24 protein-coding genes and 1 pseudogene are annotated in these 26,208 nt (G+C 43.6%); 19 read left to right on the top strand and 6 right to left on the bottom strand.

From position 1 onward, the window contains the following. Positions 1–29 precede the first annotated feature (29 nt). Together MLD56_RS17870 and MLD56_RS17865 are read left to right on the top strand one after the other, a co-directional pair. Positions 30–425 carry a hypothetical protein gene (locus MLD56_RS17870; protein WP_029515498.1) on the top strand — a complete coding sequence of 132 codons (396 nt, stop codon included), beginning with the start codon at positions 30–32 and terminating at the stop codon, positions 423–425. 129 nt (positions 426–554) lie between these two features. Continuing rightward, on the top strand, positions 555–1,517 hold the full coding sequence (locus MLD56_RS17865; protein ID WP_029515497.1) for a helix-turn-helix domain-containing protein: 963 nt from the start codon (positions 555–557) through the stop codon (positions 1,515–1,517). A gap of 90 nt (positions 1,518–1,607) precedes the next feature. Here MLD56_RS17865 and MLD56_RS17860 read toward each other — a convergent pair whose 3' ends face one another. Together MLD56_RS17860 and MLD56_RS17855 are read right to left on the bottom strand one after the other, a co-directional pair. Next, positions 1,608–3,170 (bottom strand): S-layer homology domain-containing protein, encoded by a 1,563-nt coding sequence (locus MLD56_RS17860; RefSeq protein WP_029515496.1) that lies wholly within the window; start codon positions 3,168–3,170, stop codon positions 1,608–1,610. 300 nt (positions 3,171–3,470) lie between these two features. Then, the gene (locus tag MLD56_RS17855) at positions 3,471–5,231 is read right to left on the bottom strand and encodes a methyl-accepting chemotaxis protein (protein WP_029515495.1); all 1,761 of its coding nucleotides are present in this window, start codon (positions 5,229–5,231) and stop codon (positions 3,471–3,473) included. A 360-nt stretch (positions 5,232–5,591) separates the two neighbouring features. Between MLD56_RS17855 and MLD56_RS17850 the strand changes: the two genes are divergently transcribed. From MLD56_RS17850 to MLD56_RS17835, 4 genes and pseudogenes are all read left to right on the top strand, one after another. Continuing rightward, on the top strand, positions 5,592–6,794 hold the full coding sequence (locus MLD56_RS17850; protein ID WP_029515494.1) for an MFS transporter: 1,203 nt from the start codon (positions 5,592–5,594) through the stop codon (positions 6,792–6,794). Positions 6,795–6,909: 115 nt separating this feature from the next. After that, positions 6,910–7,767: pseudogene (locus tag MLD56_RS26010) on the top strand (CbrC family protein). Between the two features lie 94 nt (positions 7,768–7,861). After that, positions 7,862–8,188, top strand: coding sequence for a hypothetical protein (locus tag MLD56_RS17840; RefSeq protein ID WP_029515492.1), 327 nt, complete (start codon positions 7,862–7,864; stop codon positions 8,186–8,188). A gap of 22 nt (positions 8,189–8,210) precedes the next feature. Next, positions 8,211–8,612: a hypothetical protein gene (locus MLD56_RS17835; protein ID WP_029515491.1), complete on the top strand. Its 402-nt coding sequence runs from the start codon at positions 8,211–8,213 to the stop codon at positions 8,610–8,612. Between the two features lie 128 nt (positions 8,613–8,740). Here the strand turns inward: MLD56_RS17835 and MLD56_RS17830 are convergent, their stop codons facing one another. Further along, positions 8,741–9,745, bottom strand: a complete 1,005-nt coding sequence (locus MLD56_RS17830) for a hypothetical protein (protein ID WP_029515490.1) — start codon at positions 9,743–9,745, stop codon at positions 8,741–8,743. A gap of 260 nt (positions 9,746–10,005) precedes the next feature. Here MLD56_RS17830 and MLD56_RS17825 point away from each other — a divergent pair, with 260 nt between their 5' ends. The 9 genes from MLD56_RS17825 to MLD56_RS17785 all read left to right on the top strand — a co-directional run bounded on the left by MLD56_RS17825 (position 10,006) and on the right by MLD56_RS17785 (position 19,641). Then, positions 10,006–12,765, top strand: coding sequence for an alpha-L-rhamnosidase (locus MLD56_RS17825; RefSeq protein ID WP_029515489.1), 2,760 nt, complete (start codon positions 10,006–10,008; stop codon positions 12,763–12,765). Between the two features lie 14 nt (positions 12,766–12,779). Further along, positions 12,780–13,973, top strand: coding sequence for an MFS transporter (locus tag MLD56_RS17820; protein ID WP_029515488.1), 1,194 nt, complete (start codon positions 12,780–12,782; stop codon positions 13,971–13,973). 28 nt (positions 13,974–14,001) lie between these two features. Continuing rightward, positions 14,002–15,000 carry an AraC family transcriptional regulator gene (locus MLD56_RS17815; protein ID WP_029515487.1) on the top strand — a complete coding sequence of 333 codons (999 nt, stop codon included), beginning with the start codon at positions 14,002–14,004 and terminating at the stop codon, positions 14,998–15,000. A 93-nt stretch (positions 15,001–15,093) separates the two neighbouring features. Continuing rightward, the gene (locus MLD56_RS17810; RefSeq protein ID WP_029515486.1) at positions 15,094–16,101 is read left to right on the top strand and encodes a phosphotransferase; all 1,008 of its coding nucleotides are present in this window, start codon (positions 15,094–15,096) and stop codon (positions 16,099–16,101) included. An 84-nt stretch (positions 16,102–16,185) separates the two neighbouring features. Then, on the top strand, positions 16,186–17,346 hold the full coding sequence (locus MLD56_RS17805) for an immunity 26/phosphotriesterase HocA family protein (RefSeq protein ID WP_029515485.1): 1,161 nt from the start codon (positions 16,186–16,188) through the stop codon (positions 17,344–17,346). Between the two features lie 30 nt (positions 17,347–17,376). Continuing rightward, complete coding sequence (locus tag MLD56_RS17800) at positions 17,377–17,895, top strand: hypothetical protein (RefSeq protein ID WP_029515484.1); 519 nt, start codon at positions 17,377–17,379, stop codon at positions 17,893–17,895. Between the two features lie 34 nt (positions 17,896–17,929). After that, entirely contained in the window at positions 17,930–18,589 is a 660-nt protein-coding gene (locus MLD56_RS17795) for a DUF2625 domain-containing protein (RefSeq protein WP_029515483.1), read from the top strand. 28 nt (positions 18,590–18,617) lie between these two features. Beyond that, entirely contained in the window at positions 18,618–18,971 is a 354-nt protein-coding gene (locus MLD56_RS17790) for a hypothetical protein (RefSeq protein WP_239645129.1), read from the top strand. A 133-nt stretch (positions 18,972–19,104) separates the two neighbouring features. Then, the gene (locus MLD56_RS17785) at positions 19,105–19,641 is read left to right on the top strand and encodes an SMI1/KNR4 family protein (protein ID WP_029515482.1); all 537 of its coding nucleotides are present in this window, start codon (positions 19,105–19,107) and stop codon (positions 19,639–19,641) included. 107 nt (positions 19,642–19,748) lie between these two features. Here MLD56_RS17785 and MLD56_RS17780 read toward each other — a convergent pair whose 3' ends face one another. The 3 genes from MLD56_RS17780 to MLD56_RS17770 all read right to left on the bottom strand — a co-directional run bounded on the left by MLD56_RS17780 (position 19,749) and on the right by MLD56_RS17770 (position 21,781). Further along, on the bottom strand, positions 19,749–20,333 hold the full coding sequence (locus MLD56_RS17780) for an RBBP9/YdeN family alpha/beta hydrolase (protein ID WP_029515481.1): 585 nt from the start codon (positions 20,331–20,333) through the stop codon (positions 19,749–19,751). 192 nt (positions 20,334–20,525) lie between these two features. After that, positions 20,526–21,095, bottom strand: a complete 570-nt coding sequence (locus MLD56_RS17775; protein WP_029515480.1) for a DUF1697 domain-containing protein — start codon at positions 21,093–21,095, stop codon at positions 20,526–20,528. Between the two features lie 35 nt (positions 21,096–21,130). Continuing rightward, positions 21,131–21,781 (bottom strand): hypothetical protein, encoded by a 651-nt coding sequence (locus MLD56_RS17770; RefSeq protein ID WP_029515479.1) that lies wholly within the window; start codon positions 21,779–21,781, stop codon positions 21,131–21,133. Positions 21,782–21,962: 181 nt separating this feature from the next. Between MLD56_RS17770 and MLD56_RS17765 the strand changes: the two genes are divergently transcribed. From MLD56_RS17765 to MLD56_RS17750, 4 genes are all read left to right on the top strand, one after another. Then, entirely contained in the window at positions 21,963–22,958 is a 996-nt protein-coding gene (locus MLD56_RS17765) for a hypothetical protein (protein WP_029515478.1), read from the top strand. Further along, complete coding sequence (locus tag MLD56_RS17760) at positions 22,958–24,043, top strand: hypothetical protein (protein ID WP_029515477.1); 1,086 nt, start codon at positions 22,958–22,960, stop codon at positions 24,041–24,043. Before MLD56_RS17765 ends, MLD56_RS17760 begins: the two co-directional genes overlap by 1 nt. Positions 24,044–24,127: 84 nt before the next feature. Further along, complete coding sequence (locus MLD56_RS17755) at positions 24,128–25,069, top strand: ADP-ribosylglycohydrolase family protein (RefSeq protein WP_029515476.1); 942 nt, start codon at positions 24,128–24,130, stop codon at positions 25,067–25,069. Positions 25,070–25,281: 212 nt separating this feature from the next. Further along, on the top strand, positions 25,282–26,202 hold the full coding sequence (locus MLD56_RS17750) for a hypothetical protein (RefSeq protein ID WP_029515475.1): 921 nt from the start codon (positions 25,282–25,284) through the stop codon (positions 26,200–26,202). Positions 26,203–26,208 lie beyond the last annotated feature (6 nt).

Raw genomic sequence — 26,208 nt, 5'->3', positions numbered from 1 at the left:
AACCGCATGAAGAGTTGGGGAGGATAAACATGGGGGAAGCGTACAAGCTGGACTGTGATACCTGTGCTTATACTAAGAACATATTTGTGGGGTTTGGTTTATTATATATGAGTTTGGAATCCATTGCTTCGTTTGTACAGGATACTGTCCTTAAACGACGTATTGGGGAATTCATAGGCAACCCTTCGACGAGATATGATGCTTATGACGCGATATATGTATGTCCGGTCTGTCAGGCCATCCGCAATGAACTGTTTATTGAGATGATATCGGACTCATCACAGTATAAAATTTCTTATGCTTGTCCTAGATGCGCGAGTGTTATGGAGCAGGAACACATTGAAAACAATGTGCCTGTTCATTTAAGTTGCCCAGCATGTGAAAAGGGGAAATTGAAAGCAACGTTTTATATGGATTGGGATTAATAGATTCCCCGAATATCACTACAGCATACTCCAATAAGTCTGGTCAAACCATTCAAATTCAGCTAATATTAATGATAATGATTCTCATTTGAATCATCGAAATGAATGAAAACCTTTGAGGTGACGCTTGTGAATTCAAATTCGTTATCATTAATATATCAGCATTATTTAGAAAAAACTCCGTTTAGAAAACAAAACGAGCATACGTATATGATGTTACCGGAAGCGGGTAACGGACATATTTACCGAGTTACAACTTACAGCGGAATCGAGATTGTGTATTCGCACATTCAATATCACGAGCCTTACCCGACGAACTTTGCTTCCAGAGGACAAATGATTGAACTTCAATTTGCACTTTCGGGGCAACGTCATGTGAATATAGCTGGTCTGGACTATACACTCCCATCGGGGCGGGGGGCTCTTATTTTTTTACAGGATTTCAAAGCACGCTTCCATCCTCCGGTTAACGAACAATACCAATCATTTGCACTTGGCATTCCTGTTTCGTTGTTTAATTATGCGGCTTCACAGTTGGCGGCTCGTCGACAGGTAGCTATTGAATTTAATCAAATTCTGAAGGGGGCTGCATTCCATCACTTTGGTTTTGAACTGGATCACAGAAGTATAGTGCTGATTGAACATTTGATCAAAGACTTGAAAAGTGTGCATAGATCGCCTTTATTAATGGAAGCAGCAGCACTAGAGATTTTAAATCAACTTATGATTCAATTATTTGATTTAACTCCCATGCCCGAAGGCTTATCTAAAGAAGATGTCAGAAAGTTGCATATGGCTCGGCAAATCCTTGAATCCAGCATGATTGATCCTCCTTCACTGATCGCATTATCCAAAAGAATTGGATTAAACGATTTTAAATTAAAAAAAGGATTCAAAGCATGTTTTGGAACGACTGTATTTGAATATTTGCGCCAAATTCGTCTCGATTATGCGATGAAGCTGCTTCGAAGCCAGGAGAGCAATGTAACAGAAGCTGCGATGGCTGTAGGATACAGTAATGTGAGTGCATTTTCAGAGCAATTTTTTCGGGAATACGGAGTGAAACCATCATCTTTGAAGAAAGTATTTTAAAAATTCTGTTTTGACCATTTTAAAAAAATATCAAGGTAACAAAAAGCTGGAACCCTGTATAGATAGGATTCCAGCCTTTTTATTTGGTGCTTATTTCACGAAAGTTTCAATGCCATCTGTATTGATGGTTGACGTATGGGTACGAGACGCTTCTTCAATATTTTTGAATGCCCAGTAATCTGTTGGTACATCCTTCCATGTAGCCTGAATGGTTCCTTCCAGGGGTCCTCGTTTTAAGATCGTGTTCAAAATGGTAACCGTTTCTACTCGTGTTATATATTTATTGGGTTGGAAGCTGTTATCGTTATAGCCGGTAATCCATCCTGCATTAGCTAACGCTACAATGGAATCCCTTGCCCAATGCTTTTCGATATCGGTATAAGGAGACGCTGTGGTTTGCGTTCCTTTAAGCTGCTTCCAGGATGCGAGTATTGCTGCCATTTCTGCACGGGTAATGGGTTGCTCTGGTCGAAATGTTCCATCTGCATATCCATTCATAAGGTGCTGTGTCGTAAGTGCTATAATCGAATCCTTTGCCCAATACGTGCTAGGTACATCTTTGTATGTCGTTGAGCCTTCTTTTGTCTCCAACTTCATAATCCTAGCCATCATCGCGGCGGTTTCAGCTCGTGTAATTGACTGGTCCGGTCGGAATGTACCATCCTGATAACCCGTTATATATTTTTCATGCGCAACCTCGGATTGCTCTACTGGCATGATTTCCGCAGTCGGTAAAACCGTTGAAGAAGCCGATGGTGATGAAGATGCGGTTGTTTCACTTGAAGAAGATGAGTCACTGCTATCCGCGTTATCCTTCTTATCTTTTTTATTGCTACTGCTGCTGTCGTTATTGCTAATATCACCCGTGCCTGCATTTCCATTTACAACCTGTATATACGCTTCAGATGTACTCGGAGCAAATCGAGCATCCCCACTGTATATAGCAGTAATTGCGTGACTTCCCACACTTAAGTTGCTTGTAGTGTAGTACGCATTGGCATAGCCATTCGAAATGCCCACTGGCTCCATCGTCAGCGTATCTAATATATTCGTGCCGTCCATAAGGATGACCGTTCCGGTTAAATCGCCCGAAGTTTGTGGGTTTGAGGTTGTCCTCAAGCTAAACCTTACTTCCTGACCTTGATTAGACGGATTCAGCGAACTCAATATTGTAGTTACTGTAGGTCTCAGTGAAGGTGTAGGCGCAGATGCATTTACGACCTGAATGTATGGCTCAGATGTACTGGGGGCAAATCGAGCATCCCCACTATATATAGCAGTAATTGGGTGACTTCCCACACTTAAATCGCTTGTGGTGTAGGTCGCAGTGGCATATCCATTCGCAATGCCATTTGGTCTCATCGTCAGCGTATCTAATATATCCGTACCGTCCATAAGGATAACCGAGCCGGTTAAATCTTTCGTAATTTGTGGGGTTGAGATGGTTTTGATGCTAAACGTTACGGATTGACCTTGTTTAGAAGGATTTGTCCAACTCGTTACCGTGGTTTCAGTAGCATACACCGCATCCGTTACACTAGGTGCTGGTGAGGAGGTTGCATACACAGTACTCTCGGAAAAACTCCATGTCCAGGTTCCAAATAAGACGATAACAGCAAGATAAGATAAACAAAAAGACTTGATTTTACTCATAAATTTCCTCCATAAAATTCCGGTGTCACGATGAACTGACTAAATCCTCCATGATGACTAACCTACTAATATAATTTTCTTTCTTACATTACTGATTTACTATACTAAATGCCTCTGAACCAATTCTGAACCAAATCGACAAAAACCGTGCCCAATTCACATCGCTAGAAGGGGATCACGATTTGCGAGCCTTTTCAGTAATTTCTCAGAGCAAATGCGAAAAGGGTCAACCAGAAAAAACTGGTTGACCTCATAATATGAATGACAGTTTAGCGTGATATTTTGGAAAGAATTATTCCGTTAGTATTTAAATTTGACCGTCAGATCCTGTAATTTCTGTGACATATCCGACAAGGTCGTTGCCAGGCTGGTGATCTGCTGCATCGAAGCTAGCTGCTCCTCTGCAGACGCTGCAATATTCTGCGAGTTGTCCGCCGCTTGAAGCGCCAGACTCGATACGTTTTCTCCGCTTGCTGAAATTTCCTGGACACTTGCGGTTATTTGCTCCGTGATGCTCGCGAGCTCTTCCGTTTGCTGTGCGATATGATTGGTGGACGTCACAATTTTGTTAAACTGCTGCTCCGTCTCATTAGCAATTTTAATGCCGGAGTCGACATCCTGTTTTACGCGTTCCATGGTCCGAAGCGAATGCTCCATATCTTTGCGCATATTCTGAATCAACTCAGAAATCTGCCCAGAAGACTGGTTCGATTGTTCGGCCAGTTTTCTTACCTCTGAAGCAACTACGGAGAAACCGCGGCCTTCTTCGCCTGCACGGGCAGCCTCAATCGAAGCATTTAAGGCAAGCAGATTGGTCTGCTGTGCGATATCCGTAATGGCATGCAGCATCGTGTCGATCTGTTGAGTACGTTCATCCAGCATCCTCATAACCGCATCGGTTTCATTGACGGAATGGTTAATCAAGTCCATTTGCTTCACCGTATGTTGTACAGCAGTACCGCCAAGGCTCGCCATTTCCATCGCGTCTGCAGACGATTCAGCAATAGTCAAGGAGCTATCCGTGATCCGCTGCATGCCTATTGAAATTTCTTCAAGCGAGCTGGTTGTCTTCTGGAGCATCAGTTGCTGCTCCTTCGCACCGGCCGCCGATTCTTGAATCGCGATGGTGATATGCTCGGTTGCCTGCCCAGTATGCTCTGCACCAAGGGTTAATTCTTTCGAGGAAGCTGCTACCTGCTTTGTGGACAGGTTTACTTCACCGATCAAATATCTAATATTTTTAATCATATGATTGAAATCCTGTGCCAGCTCGCCAACCTCATCTTTTGAATTCATTTTGACTTCTTCGACCGTTAAATCACCGTCCGCAACTGAGTTAAGCCGCTTTGCAATCATGATAATAGGCTTCGTAAAACGTCCCGAAACAAAGCTTACGATAATTGCTCCCAGAATAACTGCAATAGTCGTAATAATCAGGACAATATAAAGGACCTTGGTCGCCCCGCTGTTAAATTCGTTAAAATATGCTCCAGAACCGATGATCCATCCCCAATAAGGATCCCTTTCAACGTACGAAATTTTCGTCTCCACTTGATCTGTACCAGGTAAAGCCCATTTATAAGTGACGAATCCACCGCCGTTTGTACCGGCTTCTACAAACTCTTTTCCCACATGCACACCGTCTTCCGATACGGCATTTATTAAATCCTGGCCTTCATTTGAAGGGTTCATCACTGAAACGGCATCTTGGTTGACTGCCCACGGATAACCTGTTTTACCTACAGTATATTTAATCTTTACCGGTCTTTTGTTATTAGCATCTTTTACACCGAGCAGCTCGATGCGCAGTTTTTCCTGTGCTTCTTCCAATGTTAAATTACCGGCTTCGACTTGCCCATTGAGGAAACTAATCATACCAATTACCATTTGCACACTATTCTTAAGTGCTACTTTGCCTGATTCATTCATTTCATTCTTGGAAACAACATAAGAACTGATTCCAATCACGAATGTGGGTACAATTAAAATAATCAAGCACATTATGGTTAACTTCGTTCTTAACGATCTTACCTTCATGATTGATCCTATTTTTGTTTTCACTGAGATTTCCCCCTTAGACATCGATATACAGACTCAACCCACAGCTACGCTAATTACTAAAGGCAAAAGACTGTACATCATATATCGTAATAACATGCCAGGAAATGAAGCCCTTCCATCCAGTCAGCGATGAAGAGACCGATGTAGTTCATTTCACAACGAAAGAGCGACTCTATAATTAACGACGCCCATTGGGCCATAGAATGCAGGCCATTTTTTACTGTCTGAAGACTGGCTGCTGTTTTATACGCAAAATTAAATCCGTTTAACCGCAAATTTATCCGTCTATAGGCAGTAGCGTTTTGGTATGCTCCGTATACTTCTGCATAGAGAGAATCTTTAACAGAGGAGTGTGCGAGGATGAATAGAATAAAAGGGAGCATCTTTTTCAGTGTATTTGTGGCTATGCTAGGGCTCATGCTCATTGCTCCAATTATGCCGCCCCTTATTCGTGAATTAGGCTTAAGAGAAAGCCATTCCGGATTAATTATATCGCTTGGTTCTATAACGATGGCCTTAATGGCTCCAGTATGGGGAAATCTAAGTGATGCAAAGGGACGCAAGCCGGTGATTCTGCTTGGTTTCATAGGGATGTGTGTAAGCTGCCTGTTGTTTACACTTACTCTTTTTGCAGGATTAAATGGTTGGCTCAGTGGGGGGCTGCTGTTAGTCCTGCTGATTGTTACACGCGGCTTAATTGGCGGCTTTATCCCGGCGGTGTTGTCATCGTCCCAAGCTTATATGGGAGATGTAACGGAAGGAGAAGAGCGTGGAAGTGGTATGGCTATTATTAGTGCGGCGAATGGGCTTGGGCTGGTATTTGGTCCCGCGATTGCAGGTGCCTTTACTTTAATAGGGCTGTTATGGCCCTTATATTTTGGAATTGTCATTGCCGCTGTTGCATTCGTGGTGTCTCTGCTGGCGATTCCGGCGGCCCAGCCCGTTATTCAGCAAAAACCCGCTCGAATTAACCCCCTCCAGCCAGGTCTAAGAATGTATTTGTTTGCAGGCTTGGTTACGATGATAAGTATTGTGACTATTCAGGTTATAGGTGGTTTTTATTTTCAAGATCAGTTAGGTCTTACATCCGAAGAAACAGCAAGAGTCGTGTCCTTTGGACTTATGTTCTCCGGGGCAGCGATGCTGATTGTGCAGATCATCCAGATGAAATGGCTTAAATGGCAGCCTAAGCCGATGATTTTACTTGGTTCTCTATTCCTGATTGCTGGAATGGCATTATTTCTGATTTCAGCCAGCTTGGTCGTTTACTATGCAGCGTTCTTTATGTTTGGCATAGGCACAGGCTTACTGATGCCCGGTTTTATGGCAGGTGCTTCGCTTTCAGTCAGTCAAGAGCAGCAAGGGGGAGCAGCGGGGCTGGTAGCTGCGGTACAGGGAATTTCCGCGATCATTGCTCCTATTTTGACGACCACCTTGTATCGAGTGGACAAATATATTCCCTTTACGCTTATAGCAGTCTTGGTAGCTGTTATGGCTGTTATTATGTGGGTAGTGAGAAAAAGAAACGGGAATAGTGAGCCTGTTCCTCATAAGGCAAAATAAATAAAAGATTGGTTAGATGAATCCATAGGCTTCCGGGGTATACTCACCGGAAGCCTATATCTATTATAATAAGTTATAAGAAATTTCAGGAAAATCAGAAGGAAGTGGGGGGCTTATGGAAATCCAGCAAAAATGGGTGGCACTAAACAAAAGATATAGTTTGTACGCACCCAGTCCCGAGGCTGTACAAGCCATGTACCAATTGAAGGAAGAGCTTGAGGGCTTAGAAAGCGAGCAGGCTGCCAGAATTTTGACAGAGTTGTATCTTCACCTGCATCAATACGAAGAGGCGCTAGAGGTTTTTATGTCCGTCATGAACCGGAAAAATAAAGCAGATTTGAAGAAACAGTGGAGTATTCAAGAGATGATTAATAGCCCGATTCGACTGCCGGTGATTAAGCCTTTAATCAAAGTAGCCAAGCGCAAGAAAACTTCCGATCTCCCTGTGTTTACTTATCATCAAGACCCTGTACGCACTCAGATCCTTAAATCAGGCTTTTTGAAAACGTGTTCCTGTTGTGGACGGCAGACCGATATCTGGTACGCGGGTCCCTTTTATACAGCATTATCTTATGAGGCGATCTGTCCTTGGTGTATTGCGAATGGTAGCGCTGCGAGCATGCTACAGGGAACATTTCATGACCCTGCTTGCTGTGCACAATTGGAGGAACCAAAGCTGGATGAGCTACTGCATCGGACTCCCGCCCGGTTATGAGGCATGGCAGACCGCCGCGTGGCTGGATCACTGTGATGACTACTGTGTTTTATAGATTTTGTGGGCTGGTAGGAGCTTGTCAGTAGAGGGATAGAAAATGATGTCAACCTGATGTTTATGCCTATTCTGGCTTTGTATAATGAAGAAGAGGCTAAGAGTCGAATACGGGAAAGCATGGAACGTGACGGATCGTTCCGGGGTTATTTATTTCAGTGCAGGCATTGTAAGGAATACCTCTTATATGCGGACTATGACTGAATCCAAGTGAATTTCCTGAGGTGAATGAGAAGGTGAAACCCAATTTAGGGGTAGTTCTAATTAAGGAGGAGTTCATAAAATTGGAGGAATGCAGATGGGGTGGGAGTATGGAATTAAGGTCGCAGATGTTAAGGATATTAAAGCACTAATGGAACGCTTAGCTGAAGCATTGCCTAGGATTGACGGATATCGGATGCAAAGGGATGAGGATGGTTTTGTTCTGCTTCAGAATAATTCTGATTGGCCTGAAGCGCTTCAGATTTCAGTGGAAGAGGCAAGAAATATTGAAGGGTTAGAAGATGATGAACCTTATATCTATTGTCTATTTCATATCGGCGGCGGAGATGCGATGGGGTTGAGGGAAGGAATGTGTAGGGCACTGGAAGAAGAGAAATGCGCTGCGGATTGGTTCGAGTTGTAGCCGAAGAGAGGAGTAAGAGAGAGTGACTAAGAAAGGAAAAACAGAGATTCAGACACTAATCTATCGCTATAGTGGTCCAAGAGCCAATATTGGATATACTTTTGAACCGCTGCGCTATGGGGATACAGATGAGCCAAAGCTGGAGGAGATGATCTTCATCTACGCAGATGACTTTGATATCGTGCTGTCTGTGTTAAAGTCCAAATACCCACTTGTCGATCCTGACACGGGGGAAACGTATGAGGCTTTTGATGCCTGCTGGGATAATCCGATTCAGGCGTCGGTATGGCATGAAATATTAACAGAATTGGATGCTTGGCCTGCCAAGGAGCCAGAATTACGCATATTTATCGATTCCTTTACAGCATGGGTCAGAGCGCATTTGAAGCAAGCAGATGGTATTATCGTGACCGGAAATCTGTAGAGGAAGGCAATGCACTGCAATCCGTATTTTCGCTGCCCCTCGCTTCGAGGGGCAACTGGAAAGCGAGCTGCTGGGTCAAATGCCTCGTTCTTTACATTGCATGCGACAGGCTCCTTATGGCAACTGGATTATTGACGTTGCTTCCGAATCCGGAGTAACTTTTGCTCCAATTTGGTATCACCCATAAATTTGCTGACAGATACAGCAAGCTGATATTGAATGGTCCCCATATTGTTAGCGGCAGGTTGAAGAACCCCTTTTATCGTTTGCCATAACGAAGTAGCCTGTCGGCTTTTTGCTCCAAAATGCATGATGATGTGGATACAGGCTGTAATTATATTGCGGCCAAGTCCGTACAGGAACCATTCTTTTTCCTTAGTAATAAGCGGAATGATGGTTGCCATCGTTTCCCAAGCTTCATCCCATCGTCCTGTTTCAATGAGCTTTTCTGCCAAGCTGGATGCAGTAGAACAGTAGTTACTAGAATTTTCTTCTATTTTCTCCATTTCAGCCAGCTTTTTGAGGGCTTCAATTTCACCTTCTGGATGGTTGCGCCATCTCTCATGATAAACGAGTGTCCGCAAATTTTCTTTGTCCCAATCCGTCTGCTCTCTGATCCACAAATCAATAAATAATGATAGGTATACATCTTCCCCGAGTTCACTCGCGATATTGATGCAATCTTCAAGATCAGCTGTATCTTTGCTGAATAAATATGTTTCCAAAATCAACTCAGGATCAAACCCGGCGTATGTATCGAAATTGGCTTTCTTGGCCTGCTGGAACAAAATTTGGTCCTGTTCACGCTCATACTTTTGCAGTAAAAAAACGGCATAGTATAGAGCATCGCCAATCCCCTGAAAACTGTTCGTTTCCCTATCTATAATCTCATTAACGAGCAGCCTTCTCACAATCGGTTCGTAATGCGGGGAATCTCGATCCTCACGATTATACATAGCCAAAAGCACCTTCAAGCGATGGGTATAATTGGCATCACTTTTTCCATATTCCTCACTGTGTTGCTCCAAATAGTCAACCTTCGAAAAATCGGCGTGATCACTTATTAGACTCTGCAGCATTTTATCATAGGGTGCCATCATCTGATCCAGCAGCTTTTTGTAGTTCGTTTCCATTACTGTAATTCTCCTTTCACTGATCGGCTTAATACTACAATCCATATGTACAAAAAACAAGAGTTTTCCTTTTGAGTACTGCGCTGTCACACGTACATATTTTTCTAATAGACCCATTTTAAGATTCGATATGAGGGATGGACATTCAACACCTGTAAATCAAGCATACAACATGCAGGGATACAACATTGCGCACAACTAATGGAAGCGTTTTAATTTGAGTATAGAAACACAAAAGAAGATCTCAGGGAGGACATAAGATGCTAAAAGTGAAAGCGCTTAGATGTGAACATGTAAACAATCCGATTGGACTGGGTTGTCTAAAGCCTCGATTAAGTTGGCAAATTGAATCTGACAACATATACGTTTTCCAAAAACGCTTCCAATTGCAGGTAGCCATAAATCCCGCTTTTGAACCGCTGCTCTGGAATCATTTTTCCTATTCGGAACAATCCATTTTGTTTCCCTATGAAGGTCCTCCACTCGAATCAGGACAAAGATATTATTACCGGGTAAAAGTATGGGCTCAGGGAGCGGGTGACACCGAACCCGAGGAATCGGAATGGAGTGAGATTGGCTTTTGGGAAATGGGGCTGCTCCATGAGCAGGACTGGAAGGCACAATGGATTACAGTGCAGGAGCGAAGCATCCATGAAAAGTTTCAGACAAGAGCCCCTTTTGCTGCTTCCAAGTGTTTTTCAGTTGAGGGAAAAGTGAAAAAAGCAGTCATTTATGCCACAAGCCTTGGTCTGTATGAGCTGGAGCTCAATGGACAAAGAGTAGGCGATGCCTACTTTACCCCGGGATGGACAGATTATAACGATCGTGTTCAGGTGCAAGCCTATGATGTGACTTCTACCGTTCGAGAACAACATAACCGCATCACAGCCACGGTGGGAGAAGGCTGGTACAGCGGCTATCTAGGCTGGCAAAAGCGCAAGGATACCTACGGGAACACAAATGCTTTGCTATTTCAAATGAAGATTAGCTATGAAGATGGCCGTTCAGAACTCATTTGCTCTGATTCTTCCTGGGAGGAAACGAGCTGTGCCATTTTGATGTCAGATATTTATAACGGCGAAATCTATGATGCTCGACTGGAGCAGCAGGCAGCCGAACATCGCTTCTTGAACGAACGGAAAATGATGCAGGTCGCCCCGTTTCCGTTAAGTCATCTGGTTGCTCAGGAGAACGAGCCTGTCCGTGTAATGAACCGATTAAAGCCTGTTGAACTGATTTGGACTCCTAAAGGCGAACTAGTACTTAACTTGGGTCAAAATATGGTAGGCTGGCTGGAATTTAAAGTGGAAGCCCCCGAAGGTACGGTTCTGAATCTGGTTCATGGTGAAGTACTGGATCAGCAAGGGAACTTTTACCGAGATAATATTCGTGATGCAGCGCAGCAGATTACGTACATTTGCAGCGGCAAGGGGACGGAGATATTTAGGCCGCATTTCACTTTTCAAGGCTTCCAGTATGTGAAGCTTGAGGGCTTTCCGGCTGGCGTAGCCATTGAAGATTTTACAGGCGTTGTTTTGCATTCAGACATGGCGACAATTGGCTTGTTCGAGACATCCGATCCAAAGCTGAACCAACTCCAGCACAATATTGTATGGGGACAAAAAGGGAACTTCCTGGATGTGCCGACCGATTGCCCGCAGCGTGATGAGCGATTAGGCTGGACCGGCGATGCACAGATTTTTTCCAGAACGGCCAGCTTCAATATGAATAGTGCTTCCTTCTTTCGAAAGTGGCTGAAAGATTTGGCTTACAACCAGCTGGAGAATGGGGCTGTGCCTTTTGTCGTGCCGGATGTCCTCAAAGGAACCTTTGCAGACAATATGGACCAATCGACAGCCGCATGGGGAGATGCAGCAGTTATATGTCCGTGGACGATCTATCAATGTTATGGGGATAAGCAAATTCTAGCTCAGCAGTATGACAGTATGAAAGCATGGGTCGATTATATTCGTGCCCAGGGGACCGAGGAACATTTGTGGGATACTGGTTTGCAGCTGGGAGACTGGCTGGCGCTGGATAGCGAGGAAGGAAGCTATTTTGGAGCGACCGATGGAACGTTGGTAGCGACTGCATACTTTGCGTATTCGACTCATATCTTGGCGCAGACCGCCAAACTGCTGAATCGGTATACCGATTACAACAATTATCAAAGCTTGCATGAGGGGATTAGAAGCGCTTTTGCGAACCGTTATTTTGATGACGCTGGCAAACTGACTTCTAATACCCAGACTGCACAGGTTGTGGCTTTGCACTTCGGATTGGTACCAGAAAAATATAAAAAGCAAGTGGTTCAGGAGCTCGTACGGCTGATAGAAAAAAATGATATGCATCTGGATACTGGCTTTGTAGGCACACCCTATCTATGCCTGGTTTTATCCGACAATGGCTATACAGATATAGCTTATAAAATTTTATTTCAGAAAGATTATCCTTCTTGGCTCTATCAGGTTGAACGGGGAGCAACGACCATGTGGGAGCATTGGGACAGTATCAAAGTGGACGGCTCGTTCTGGAGCACCGATATGAACTCGTTCAATCACTATTCGTACGGTTCAGTTGGAGACTTTATGTACCAAAATATTGCCGGAATCGATGTGCTTGAAGCGGGCTACAAAAAGTCACGGTTAGCACCCAAACCGCCTGTTAATCTTACTTCGGCCCATGGCAAGCTGGAGACACCTTATGGTGAGGTTGCTGTCCATTGGGAAATCGTGAATGAAGAAATGCGGATGACGGTTCACGTACCACATAATACGACAGCTGAGATTACGCTTCCGGGCGTTCTAGAGCCAGATGCATTACAACAGACCATTACTAAGCAATACCCGTCGATTCAGTATCCGCCTGGTAATGTGCCACAAGAGCTGGCCGGGAAATCAGGTTCTCCCGGAGAACCTGATTTCCAACTGAGTGGAGATCATGAATTGACGTTTACCGTCGGATCTGGACAGTATACGTTCCAGTACAAATACAACCAGAGGCTAAATAACATAGACTAGAGGTGAGAAGCTTGATGAATATTAAAAACAAAATATGGTTTAAAACAGCATTGTTGTCCATTTCCTTAGTCCTGACATCAGCGAGTGCTATTTCAGCTATCATCCCGATGATGCTGAACCAATTACCGGGAGTCTCCAGTTCACTGATTGAAAGCATAGTTACAATCCCATCTTTCTCGATGATGCTGTTTGTGCTGTTGAGTGGCCCGATCTCTTCCCGCTTGGGTAAAAAAAATACAGTCCTGCTAGGACTTTTGCTCGTGGTCATCGGCGGAATACTTCCTATGCTCACTACGAACATTACATGGATTCTCGCGTTGCGTTTGGTGCTAGGTGCAGGTCTGGGGATGTTCAATTCGCTGGCTGTCAGTTTAATTAGTGATTTTTTTGAAGGGGATGAACGTGCTCAATTGGTAGGTTTTCAAAGCGCTGTACAAGGGCTCGGAAGCAGCTTGGCTACCTTTGTGGCAGGACAGCTTGCCCTAATCGACTGGCCGTTTGCCTTTTTGTGCTATGCGATCACGATTCCTATCGCACTGTTGTTCTTTTTTATCATTCCTGAACCAGAGCGTGAGGAGCCTACAGTGAGCACGACAGGAACGGGCCAAAAGAGTGGGGGAATGTCCCTACCTGTACTTGGATTAGGGGCTGCACTTTTCCTGTTTATGACCTTTATCATGATTGTGTATACCAAAACAGGTATTATGATTGCTGAAAAGAGTATGCCTAACGCAGGGTTTTTAGGGACCGCTTTGACGCTGTTCTCCTTATCAACTATGATTGCAGGCTTCTTGTTCGGTAGAATATATAAATGGTTCAGAAATTACGCACCTTTTATCTCCAGTTTATTAACAGCGACAGGTTTTGTCCTGCTGTGGTTTGCCCAGAATGTGACCATGGTTACGGTTGCCATGCTGATCATTGGCTTTAGCTTTGCGCTGTTTATTCCTTATATTTTTACGATACTAACTAAAATCGTACCTAAAGGCAGTGAGACGATATCTATTTCGATTGCAATGGTAGGCTCCAATTTGGGAGCGTTTGCTTCGCCTTATGTTATCAAGTTAGTTGGGGTGTTGTCTGGGAATGAAACTGCCTCATTTTCCTTTCTCGTCTCTGCGATTGTATTTATGATTGCTGCGCTCCTCTGTCTGGGAATCGCTATTAGAGGAAAGGGAAGCAAAACACAGACGGCAGTTCACAGTTAATGGGAGTCTGAAGGAGGAGTCTGTGTTTATGAACCTTCATGAGTTGGATCAGTTGCTGAGAAGTAAAACTGAAATTGAACTTTTACAACAGCAAAACAATCAAGTGATTAATGATCTCTCCAAAGAATCGGAAAATGAGCGATTTTTTGATATAAATCAGAATATGTATCGAATGCCTGCTTTATTTTTCTTCGGAGAACATGATATTTATATTAGCAAGCACAACAGGTTTGCTCCGATGCTGGAGCACATGCATGAATTTATTGAGTTAAACTATGTTTACTCAGGTAAGTGCAACCAAATCATAGCGGGTAAAGAAATTGAGCTTTGTGAAGGCCAAGTGTGTGTCCTCGATAAGGATGTACCGCACAGCATCGCACCTTTGGGAGAAAACGATATACTGATTAATATCCTCCTGCAAAGAGAAACGATTTCATCCCTATTTCTACAGCGGCTATCTAAGAAAAAAAGTTTGATCGGCGAGTTTCTTGCCAATTCAGTCCTCCAGCATCAGCATCATAATCACTTTATTATTTTTGAGTCACAGCATAATGAAAACCTTCAATATATATTGCGTAGAATCTTGATCGAATATTTTTCCAGGCAAGAGGATTCAATGGAGCTGGTCAAGGCTTATTTGTCCATTGTATTTGGGGAATTGGTCCGTGTATTGGAAAGCGAGCATAATATTCACTTAAACCAGCAGGAAAGTAATATTACTTCTATTCTGAATTACATGGAAGAGCATTATCAGCATTTAAGCCTCCAGCAATTATCTACTCATTTTAATTACAATAGTACGTATTTAAGTAATAAGTTGAAAAAAGTAACCGGTCTTACTTACACGCAGCTTATTGCCAACATTAAACTTAATGCGGCCTATTCTTTGGTAGTCAATACCAACCTGCCATTCGAAATGATCTTTAAGCAGGTCGGATATAACAGCATGAGTTTTTTCTATAAAAAATTTAAAACAGCGTATGGTGCCACCCCGCAGAATATCCGAAACAAACAAATGAGGAAATGAAGGATACACAAGGACGTCCAATTCTAATGGGCGTCTATATTTGTTATAATATCGGCAAATTCATAAGCGGATGTTTAATAGGGAGGATACATTTTGGAAGCGGTATTAAGACGGCACTGGCCGGAGTGGGACGGGACACTACAGAGACGAACCGGAGGTTGGAATAATACGACGTATTTTGTTAAGAGCGGTGGGCGAAGTGGGGTACTGCGCATCTACGATACACACAGGGATCGGAACAAAATAGAATTTGAGCATGCGGTTTTGCAGGAACTGAGCAGGCATTCTCTATCATTCAGGGTTCCAATGCCAATCCGAACGATTACGGGAGAGACACTTGCACAGGTTGAGAAGGATAGTGGAAAATATGTGTGTCTGTTCGAATACATAGAAGGCACATCCCCATCGGAGCAGGATCCTAGCTTTGCCTATTCTTTTGGCGAGGCTGCTGGCGAATTATCTGCTGCACTTGAAACACTCAATCTTGATATGACTCCAGTCTATCGGCCGTATTATGCTTTGCAGCAATCCTATCCATTATGTAACCGGGAAGTAATCCAAGGCTTTTGTTTAAACCCGCCGGAGCCTCTAAAAGATTTCCATGAGGAGCTGCGTTTGATAGGAAAAGTATATGAAGAGATTATAGATTCACTTCATGCATTGGAAGAGTTGCCGCATCAGCTTGTACATGGAGATTTGAACGCTTCCAATTTGTTGGTAAAGGATTCTGACCCTAGTCAGGTGGCTGTACTGCTTGATTTTGAATTTTGTACGCTGGACGTTCGGGTCATGGATCCGGCGGTCATTTTATCAGGATTTTTGGGACAACCGGAGGAAACGACAGCTGTTCGTGATTTTTGCCGGGGCTTCAGCCGTCAGGTTCGTTTAAGCCAATCCGAGGTTGACGCTTTGCCTGTGTTAATGCTGCTTAGGAAGGTAGACGTTTTTCTTCATTTTATGAGTCGCTTTCTGGAAGGAACAGATCAGCCACACGTGCTGCAAGAACAGATCAAACAGATCACGGCCGACTTGCTCCAACTGTCTACTAGCAGTAGCTGGATTCAGGAGGAGTTAGTCCAAGCTAGAATAATGTATGAATAAACGAGCTACATGCCGTGTTATGTTATAATTTCTGGAATAACAGAAATGAAGTCTACTGAATTGTACTCGGAACAGGAGGAGCAGATGAATAGTTGGTTAACGAACGCGTTACGACCCTATTTTGGGCTGGAGACGCTGGAAGAACATTGGGACGTAGTAGAAATTAAAGAAGGATATTTTATTTGTATGGATGGAGATGTTATTCGCAAGCGAATTTCTTCCAAAGAGGATGCTTATGGAGAAGCTGATGTAGAGATTTTTACTCGTGATCGGGCATTTGTTCTGCCTAAAACGGCTCGTGGCAAAGAGAAAAAACTGAATTATACAAGTGTTTCGAGCATCACAGCAGAAGGTGTGTCCTTTTCAGCAGGCATTCGAAGAGATCGTAATATTAGTTATGTTACTGCTGTGAATAGCAAAACTGGCGTGAGATTGCCCATCACTGGATGTGAGCATTTACATAGTAAAGAAGAGATCATCGATTGGCTTCAACGTTACCCGTCGCTTGTGCCTAACGACTATGATCGTAAGGTGGAACGATTGAAGCATATGAAAAACCTGCGTTATAAAACCATTCCGGGAGACATCTTCCGCGTGGAAATAGACCTTTTTACAGATGGCTATGTACTGGTCGTCGGAGATTTGCGCCAAATGCAAAAGGATCAGTTGTTTGCAAAGGAGAGCATATGGAATAGTGTCATGACAATGCCTTTGTTCGTACGTCCGTATTTGTGTACAAGTCGTGACCGTTCAATAACTTTGGAATCCATCACGGCCGCCCCGTTATCTGATACAACCTGGATTGTCATGGATGATTCCTTTATGCGAGGGTCCTACGAGCGGATAGGGCATCAACCGTTGGCGGAAGAGGATATTGTGTTTCCGATGGGTTACGGCAGTAGCATAGATAGCAGTAAAGAAAGAATATATAGACTGTCCTGGGGAACGGGCACAATTTCCAAACCGGAAGAAAAGACAGTGTTCAAGTCTTCGCGCGAATTGTTAAATAACGGTGTATATTCAGGTGTCATTGCAGACTGTTTTGGTCCTTGGGAAGAGCGGGAGTGGCACCACACGCTGGATAACCCGTTGTATCGGGAAGAGCGCCGAAAAGCACTGGCCGAATTCGGATTCCCGGAAGACATTTCGTACGATGAGTTCAATCGCCAAACAGGAGGACTGACGCGTTCGGAATATCTCGCATATTTGACAAGGACTTATAGCGGAAAAAGAAAGATGAAATGACACGGTTATACATCCTTTTAGGAGGTACGAATGAAATATCTTAAAGATTGTCCGGAACCAGGCATGGGAACCTGGTATTTTGAAATAGACTCAGACGGCGTAGCCTATCGGCAAATTGTGATCCAGGATGACGGTACTTTTATTGCTTCTAATCGTAAGCACGAGCAATATCATTTCTTGTTAGCAGAGAAAGCGATTGATGATACAGAGCCCTATTATACGAAAATTACAAAAAAAGAGTTTGAAGAAATCTGGTCCAGCAATCTTCACACCTCCAACAAGGAATGGCATCAAGTCAAAACCGCACTGCCGGTTGGGACTAAGGTAACTGGATATATTGAAGCCTTTTTTCCACACGGAACACTAATTCATATTTTCCAGCACAATGCAGTCGGATTGGCAGACACCCATTCATATGCGGAAAAGGCCCCATCCGAGTGGATGTATCCGAGGCATGAGATCACGGCGATTGTCCAAGGCTACGACGAGCTGAATCAGTGGGTGATTTTAGAGCAAACGCAGGTTTTCGAAAATCAGTTCACAGGTTGAAAGATAGATACGGAATACAGGAAGGAGAATGGATATGCATACGTTAACGGTTGATGAGCTAATGGATCAGGACAACCATGCATGGGAAGAGGTCAGAAACATTCTGCAAGAAGGGAATAATCCATATCGCATTGTACCGGCAGAATCGGAATCTGTTAGGGGAGATTCGCTCTACCGTTTGCAAGTGAGCACAAAATCGTACTTGGGAACGGTTGCCTATGAAACAGGAGGGATCATATTTGACCACGGATGGATCACCTTACTGGGTGCAGGTGGGCCTGAAATTTACGGTAGTTTGGCTTCGTGGAACGGGCTGCAAGAGCCAGCGAGCGTTGCTGCACTTGGGGGAATGCTGATTGTGGCCTATGATGCAGCAGGTGGCTTCTTTGGATTGGATACAGGGAAGTTTGGACGTAGCGGCCATATCCATTATTTTGCACCGGATGCATTGGAGTGGGAATCCACTGAGCTGGCCTATTCCGGTTTCTTGAGCTGGTTGGCTGAGGGGGATTTGGGCTTGTTCTACCAGACATTCCGTTGGAATGGTTGGCAGTCGGATATGGAGCAACTTCAGCCAGGAGAGGTATTTGCTTATTATCCGCCGCTATGGACTCAGGAAGGTGGCGGAGAGACCAGCCACAAATCACCTATAGCACTAACAGAAGCGTGGCAGGCGGTGACGGATCGGGAATAGCCGCGAGTGGGGAGGGGGACATAAGATCATGAATCATTCCATTCAATCCAAACTGATGCAGCTTAATGAAATACTTTCTCAAAATAACATTGACCATTACTACATTTATGATTATACAAGTCGCCCCAAGCTGGTACTAGCAGGGAGCTTTGACTTTAGCTATTATCACAACATAGAGATTACATTTTACGAGGTCTCGTTTCTTTCCTGTCCGGGTGGTGTATTTTCAATTGAATGCTTTAGACTGGCTAATGACAAGGAATCGGAAATGTTAAAAACTGTCTCTTACGGATTTCTTGAGGGGCCTGTGATTTGTATGGAGGATCAAACGTTTGGTACCCGATTTTTCATTGCTGCGGAAAGCTTGGATTACGAGCTTTAGACCGTTTTTTACTATAAACGTGAGAACCTTCAACCTCATGAAAGTGTGGCTGAATGGGTTGAAAAAGATGGAGAAGGTTGAAAAAGATAGCAACAACAACTTTTAGAGACGTCAAGGTAGGAGGGTGGTTATTATGTGGAATATTCACTTTGAACATCAATTTATAAAATGTCCGGAAGCAACTGGTGAACAAATCGCAGATTTTTTGAGCACATGGAACATCAAGCTATCGGAGCAGGAAATTCACGAAATCAAGCAAAGACAAGTGAACCCTTTCCCGAAATCGTCTCCATTTTATGATCAATATAAACCGCTAGATCCTGTGGGCTGGCATCTGCCCCAAGGACAATTTCCTGATAGTTACATAGAATTGCTGAAATATTCTAATGGCGGTGAATTTCAGAATGGAGAACGTTATTTCCAGTTTTTCAATACTGAAGATTTGAGAGAAATGAACCTCGCCTACGAGCTGCCAGAGTATATGCCGGGTGCCGTGTCGTTTGCGATGGATGGTAGCGGAAATCACTATATGTTTGATATGAGAGAGGAAAAAAGAAACAACGAATACCCTATTCTTTTTGCTCATTCTGGTAGTTTGGGGTATGACGAATGTGAACAGGTTGCCCATTCATTTATAGAGCTGTGTACGGAAAAATGGGCATTATATTGATATCTTGACTAAACATACGCTTTATTTTCCATAGTTCATCCATTAGAAAATGTAAAACCCGCAAGTTGGACCCTTTTTTGCCAGGTCTATTTTGCGGGTTTTTAACGCTACTTATTTTCATTCATCATTTCCATTAAAACTTGATAGACGATCGGTAAAGTGGTAAAGCCGTCACTTTGTAAAAAGTGTCCTCCATGATCTAATTCGTGAAAATCAGCCTGGATATCTTCCGCTAGTTTCTTACTAAGTGCAAAGGGGACAATTGCGTCGTCCTTTGAAGCTATAACTGCACGCGCTTTTAGCGAATCCGTGATCTGCTGATGATCCAAAGGGTCATTTGTAAATTCATCTAATGACGGCAGGCTTGGCACTGGGTCAGTAAAACCGGAAACGAACACGGCACCACCCAGTGGTTCCGGGATATTGACTTGCTGCAGGTATCTTAATATCGATACACACCCCAAGCTATGACCAATAAAATAGGTGTCTTTATGTGGAGCTTTAATATTTTGCAATAGATGCTCAATCCACTCATTAAGTTTAGGGGCTTGCGAGTTGGGCATATCTAGTATATTTACCGAAACCCCGTCTTCCTGTAATTTATCTTGTAACCAAGGAAACCAATGATCTGTTGGCGAAGCTGTGTAGCCGTGGATTATATATACTTGTTTTTGATTTTGTAGGTTTGTCACAGTGTTTTTTCTCCCATTATTCAGTGTTTAGTTCATGCTGATGATAGGTGTCCCTCTTCGTCTGAGGACCCTTCCAGTTTAGCAAAATCTCTATGCCTATAGTATCAGAAATTGTTGATTTATATAGATAATTTTTTAATGAGTTTTGGCAAGTTTTTTATTTTGCCTATCCCTATTTAAACACGACTACAGTCAAGAGCTCGTATCCCGTAGTTCTTCCTGTTCAGCCATTTGCATCAGCTTATAAATCTGACGGGTTGTGTTCACATTCCGCACCGTCATTTGCTGATACAGCTTGGTGCCGACTAATTTCGTTAACCCGCTTTTTGTGACTTGTTCTTTGCTGACAGAAAACAGAATGGCTCCGGTCGTATAGATGACATGTCCAATTCCCGGTTTTAAAGGAAGGTTGTCCAGAACGGAAATATCGTTAATTTCATCCCACAGAAACATTACATCACTTTTCATCTGTGTATCATTAGCCCATTCATTCGGCAGTGCCTCCATAATGCTCTGAATCTCCTTCATATTACGGACGATGACGCGGATGGGTAAGCTAAAATCCTCCAGAATCGCCTGTTCCAGTATGAGCGATAGCTCCTGGTTGGGCCGCTCCTGACTGGAAAAAATAATGTTTCCAGAATTAATGTAAGTCGTCACATGCCCCATACCTGCATGTTCAAACGTTTGCTTGAGCTTCTTCATCTCGATTTTGTTATTGCCGCCAACATTGATGCCCCGCAGTAATGCGATATAGATCATAAAAAGCTCCACCTCTCTTTAAACAAAAAGGAATTCTAACAAAGGGATAGGTAATTCAGCAAATACGTGGTTTGGTTTTCGCCCAACAAATGATGTAGCAATGGTTTTACGTGCTCGATATATGCTACTTTGGTTTCGTATGTATCTTCATCTATCAATTCTCCCTTAAAGGTACAGGCACCTTCAATCAGGATGGAAAAAGCCGTAAAGAAGTTAGCTAAAGAGTCAGCAACTTGCTGCGCTGCGCCACCTTCAATTGCAGCATATACAGGGGAAGCAGGTGCGCTAGTATCGACAATGACTGGATCATCATTAAACGTGGCAATTACAACATGGTGGGAGGGCCACGAAGATGACTCATGAACAAGCTCTCCAGATGTAATGAAGCGATAGCCCAGCTGTTGGCGATATAAATGTTCTGGTGCGACAAAAAAGAGAACAGCAGCATCCCCGATTTCAACGGCTGCATTTTTTAATTTGTGTGTTCCCGCTGCCTTAGCATCGATCATTTCATAATGGCTATATAGGTACTCCAGCTCAGGGGATAGAGGAATCCGCTTGTCCCAGCAATCTGTTATACTCTCTGAACGGGGCTGGATATAGTGGTCTTGGAACAGCCCGTAGGCTGCATTATATAAGTTTTGCTGGTGTACAAACCGGGTAATCGCTTCGCTTAACTGTTTCATAGGTGTGTATTCCTTTCTAATCGTAGACTATGACCTGTGACATCACGTTTTACTTTTAGCATTAAGATATCATAATATAGAAATGAAGAACATATGTTTCTGTAATTATGCTACCTTGTCAGTCGATCCAGAATAATTTTACAATATAGGAGTTCGAAAATAAGGTGCATGGAGGAGAGAAATGTCTTTTTCTATAATATACGATTACAAATTAAGAGCCTACTTTAATGAGCGCATTTCTGATTTGAATCATGAAGATCTATTTTATTCCTATCCTGATCAAGAGCAAAATTTAAGAATATTAACTCTGAATATAAACGAGCAGAATCATATTTCTTTAGTACGATGGCACGATTTATTTGATAGGTCGCTATTTACCAAAATGGATCATCCCATTTTAAGCGTAGCGGATGCTGAACGTCTAATTCGATTGCTTTCGCTCATGTTTAACGTTTTTGATATACATAAAGATGTTGCTTATAGCCGAAAAAACTTATGTTGTGTTTATTATCAATATCAAGTTTCACATCTAGCAGAGAGAGGCAATGAATTCTCGCTTACTCAGGACAGACTATTTTTCCTTCACCAGCTTTTATTTGAACTGGGTTTAGGTGATGACATTTATGATCGTCTAACGATTGAAAATAATAAGATACTGTACAGCATGGAAGACGGACAGCAGTATGATTTGCACATTCTAATTGACATGTTGCATGAGCATATTAACAAAAATAAGATGGATATGGATACCCGAGCAGCGCTGGGGAAAATAAAAATTTTGCAAGGACAGTTGGTCAACTTCATCTTGGGCAGTCATGATGTATATGATTTTCCGTATGATGATTTCAACAAGTCGTTTGCAGAAGCAACGATGTTTATACAAGCCTATAACTCTAATAAAAATAGGGTATTAGAGGTGCTGATCGACTCTATTAATGAGCATCAATCTCCAACAGAGCAGTTCATCTCCAATATGATTTTGATGAATTACTCCTATTTTGTTCTCAAAAGTAATCCTAGCGAAATTACATATCTTAAACTATTATGTAAGAAAAAACCGGGAGTTTTTATGAAAGTATTGACTGCATTGCTTGAACTCAGATTTTTTGTCGATAAATCCAGCTTCACAAATACGGGTATAAATTATTATTTATCCAGATTAAAAGGGGTTAAATGATGCCATTTCATCACGTTTCTTTACCCGATTTACCACAGACTATCGGACGTCTTACGGCCATTCATCCACTAAAGGGTGGCTCTCAGGGAAGCATAACCCTGCTAGCACTAAACACACAGGCAGAACTGTGGAGACTAGAACTTCGCTCTGGCAGCGCAGAATTATGCACACATATTTGTATTCCTGATTTTAATCCCCTGCAACCTGTCCAAATGGTGACCAGTCCTGACGGCAAGTACGTGGCGATCTCCAATCGATTTGGCCGACATGCGGCAGTGTATGATTTAGTCCATGCTCAAGAAAAAATGCAATTATCACGGGACGAATACCACTACGATAAAAGTATGTTCCCCCTGGCATTTGTACATCAAGACGGTGCATGTATCCTTGTTCATGGTACGGAATGGAATCGGCTGGATCTGACGGATGTAGAAACAGGGAGGCTTTTGACAGCAAGACCTACCCCAGTTTATAACAGCGAAAACAAAGATGAGCATTATCTAGATTATTTTCATGGGAGGCTCCTGACTTCTCCAGAGGGAAAGTGGATTGCGGATACGGGATGGGTATGGGCTCCATTAGGAGTAGTCCGAACTTGGTCCTTATCTAATTGGCTGCTGAACTCATGGGAATCGGAGAATGGTCCGTCAGTTCGCCATCTTTGGCAAACCATAGATTGGGATGGGCCAGTGTGCTGGACAGGACCTGATACATTGGCGGTTTGGGGACAGATGGATGCCGATTTACTGGAGGAGGAAGATTGGGGAGAGGAAGGAGTGGAACCGGCGGTTGTCCTATTCGACATGGCTCAGCCTGGGTATCGACGAGTGCTTGCTGCGATCCCGCCACTAAATTGTAAGCCTGAAGAAGACGGGATTTATCCATATCCCCAAGCGGATATGGTCGTTTCTGGCGACCGATTGTTCTTATGGGGGAAAGGAGTCCCGCTTCAGGTATGGCGGCTTTCAAGAGGTGTGCGTGAAGATGTAGATACGGAGCGATTTCCACTCATTTACCATCAAGAGGCAGGAGTTTTCATTGAATTAAAACCGGATAGCGGTTGTACAGCCTTAAGCTACGAATAAATGGCGTTACCGGATTTTCTTCCTTCCAGTGATATGGAAATATATGCATTAGCTATAACAATTATTAAAGGAGTGTACATCAAAATGGCACTGATCAAGGATCGTTTTTATGGAAGTCTCGCTGGACTGGCCGTGGGTGATGCTTTGGGAACCACTGTGGAATTCAGCAGTCCAGGTACATTTGAACCTGTAACGGATATCGTGGGCGGCGGTGTCTTTGGGTTAAAGCCGGGGCAGTGGACCGACGATACGTCTATGGCACTTTGTTTAGCCGAGAGTATGGTGCAAAAAGATAGCTTTGATCCAGCGGACCAAATGCGTCGCTACACCAATTGGTATCACCTGGGATATATGAGCAGCACGGGAACGTGCTTTGATATCGGCGGTGCGACGAGAGCAGCATTGCATCGCTTCGAGGCCACTGGAGAGCCGTACAGTGGGTCCGTTGACCCCATGACTGCTGGTAATGGCTCGATCATGAGGCTTGCACCTGTTGCCATGGCCTATGCGAACCGTCCGGAAGAGGCCGTGATGTACGCCGAACTGAGCTCGCGAACCACCCATGGAGCAGTCGAAAGTGTGGAGGCCTGTGCTGTGCTTGCTTCAATCCTTGTGGCAGGTCTGCGGGGAGCGGACAAAGAATCCATGTTATCAGCCGACATCTGCTATAAGTGGCGGCGGCAGGAACAGCCAGCTTATTCGGCAGCCATTGAAGAAATCATTCAGGGATCTTACAAGGATAAGGAGCCGCCCGAAATACAGGGAACCGGCTATGTCATTCGTTCCCTTGAGGCTGCGCTGTGGGCATTTCACCATTCGACTTCGTTTGAAGAGGGGGCACTGCTGGCCGTAAATCTGGGGGATGACGCCGATACGACCGGGGCGGTGTATGGGCAAATTGCAGGAGCTTATTACGGGCTAAGCGGTATCCCGAATCACTGGCGTGAGAAGCTGGCGATGAAGGAGATGATCGATGAGCTGACTGAGGCTTTATGGCAGAAGGCCGACAAGGGCCAGACACTTTAAGAGGGACATCTATAAAGATCAAGCTGGGTTGCTTTTATTATGAGCAGAACCCGGCTTTTTTTGTTCCCAATATTTTTGCCGATGCCTCATCTCTTGGGATCACTATCCATATCGCCATACTTCCGCCCTCCTCAGTAGCATGTTGTTATGACAAAATGAAGTCCAGTACAAATCATACTTCACTTTACTGATCTTTCAGAGGAGGAACTACATTGTCGCATCTAAATAAACAGCTTCATTCATTTGTCGATATTTCCAACTATACTAAAGGGTTTGAGATCGTTTCGACCCAATTTGGCCCTGATGGGCGCGTGTATATTTTGCTAATTGATAAAGTCCCAGAACGAGTGCGGGGGATGTTCCCGCCTGCCTCTCTTAAAGAGAGACGTACTTACAAGATACTCATTCTAGACGATCATATTGAAGAAGTGTATGTGGAGGGACAGCAGTTTAACTATCATTATGTACAGCCTCTACATCATCATCTACTGCTCGTCGGAGCGCGATGTCATTATTATGGATCGGGCCAATATGATTTAAATGGTAAAATTATTGATTATGAAGGTCGTACTGTGAATGAACTGCTGCTTGGAGACGGTATCCAGAGTGTTCAGGTTACAGGGGAAGGTACGATCTGGACCAGTTATTTTGATGAAGGTATATTTGGGAATTATGGTTGGAATGAGCCTGTGGGATCCTCCGGCCTTGTCGCTTGGAATAAAGAAGGACACAAAATATATGAAAACCAAGCGGCAGACATTCATGATTGCTATGCTTTGAACGTGGTCAGCGAACAGGAAATCTGGTTTTATTACTATTCAGACTTTTCGTTAGGGCGTATTTCCGGTAGCGACCGTACGAATATTACGTTTATGAATCCGAGGATTTCCGGCTGCTCCGGGGTGGCTACAGATGGGTATCACTTTTTGTTCGATGGCGGGTATGGAAAGAACGGACAATATGTCTTGAAAAAGAATGTGAAGCCAGGCAACTTAAGCAAAGGACAACACATTCGATTTTTAAATGACGATCAAGAGTTCCTTCAGCCGCACGAACAGGATTTCAGAAAAGACCGCCTGCTGCTCCGTGAAGGTTCTCTGCTGTATCAGGTGACTATAGGAGAGTTAGCGTAAAAACCC

It is taken from the genome of Paenibacillus peoriae (assembly GCF_022531965.1).
Lineage (GTDB): Bacteria > Bacillota > Bacilli > Paenibacillales > Paenibacillaceae > Paenibacillus > Paenibacillus polymyxa_D.
Note: the sequence above shows the minus strand (reverse complement) of the source record. Positions and strands in the feature narration are given on the sequence as shown.

Bases quoted from the DNA above. Each gene is read 5' to 3' on its own strand.
- MLD56_RS17785 (WP_029515482.1), top strand. From the start codon at position 19,105: ATGTGGAATATTCACTTTGAACATCAATTTATAAAATGTCCGGAAGCA.
- MLD56_RS17765 (WP_029515478.1), top strand. From the start codon at position 21,963: ATGTCTTTTTCTATAATATACGATTACAAATTAAGAGCCTACTTTAAT.
- MLD56_RS17830 (WP_029515490.1), bottom strand. From the start codon at position 9,745: ATGGAAACGAACTACAAAAAGCTGCTGGATCAGATGATGGCACCCTAT.
- MLD56_RS17840 (WP_029515492.1), top strand. From the start codon at position 7,862: ATGGGGTGGGAGTATGGAATTAAGGTCGCAGATGTTAAGGATATTAAA.
- MLD56_RS17805 (WP_029515485.1), top strand. From the start codon at position 16,186: ATGAATAGTTGGTTAACGAACGCGTTACGACCCTATTTTGGGCTGGAG.
- MLD56_RS17795 (WP_029515483.1), top strand. From the start codon at position 17,930: ATGCATACGTTAACGGTTGATGAGCTAATGGATCAGGACAACCATGCA.
- MLD56_RS17850 (WP_029515494.1), top strand. From the start codon at position 5,592: ATGAATAGAATAAAAGGGAGCATCTTTTTCAGTGTATTTGTGGCTATG.
- MLD56_RS17790 (WP_239645129.1), top strand. From the start codon at position 18,618: ATGAATCATTCCATTCAATCCAAACTGATGCAGCTTAATGAAATACTT.
- MLD56_RS17860 (WP_029515496.1), bottom strand. From the start codon at position 3,170: ATGAGTAAAATCAAGTCTTTTTGTTTATCTTATCTTGCTGTTATCGTC.
- MLD56_RS17870 (WP_029515498.1), top strand. From the start codon at position 30: ATGGGGGAAGCGTACAAGCTGGACTGTGATACCTGTGCTTATACTAAG.
- MLD56_RS17815 (WP_029515487.1), top strand. From the start codon at position 14,002: ATGAACCTTCATGAGTTGGATCAGTTGCTGAGAAGTAAAACTGAAATT.
- MLD56_RS17800 (WP_029515484.1), top strand. From the start codon at position 17,377: ATGAAATATCTTAAAGATTGTCCGGAACCAGGCATGGGAACCTGGTAT.
- MLD56_RS17755 (WP_029515476.1), top strand. From the start codon at position 24,128: ATGGCACTGATCAAGGATCGTTTTTATGGAAGTCTCGCTGGACTGGCC.
- MLD56_RS17770 (WP_029515479.1), bottom strand. From the start codon at position 21,781: ATGAAACAGTTAAGCGAAGCGATTACCCGGTTTGTACACCAGCAAAAC.
- MLD56_RS17760 (WP_029515477.1), top strand. From the start codon at position 22,958: ATGCCATTTCATCACGTTTCTTTACCCGATTTACCACAGACTATCGGA.
- MLD56_RS17825 (WP_029515489.1), top strand. From the start codon at position 10,006: ATGCTAAAAGTGAAAGCGCTTAGATGTGAACATGTAAACAATCCGATT.
- MLD56_RS17775 (WP_029515480.1), bottom strand. From the start codon at position 21,095: ATGATCTATATCGCATTACTGCGGGGCATCAATGTTGGCGGCAATAAC.
- MLD56_RS17820 (WP_029515488.1), top strand. From the start codon at position 12,780: ATGAATATTAAAAACAAAATATGGTTTAAAACAGCATTGTTGTCCATT.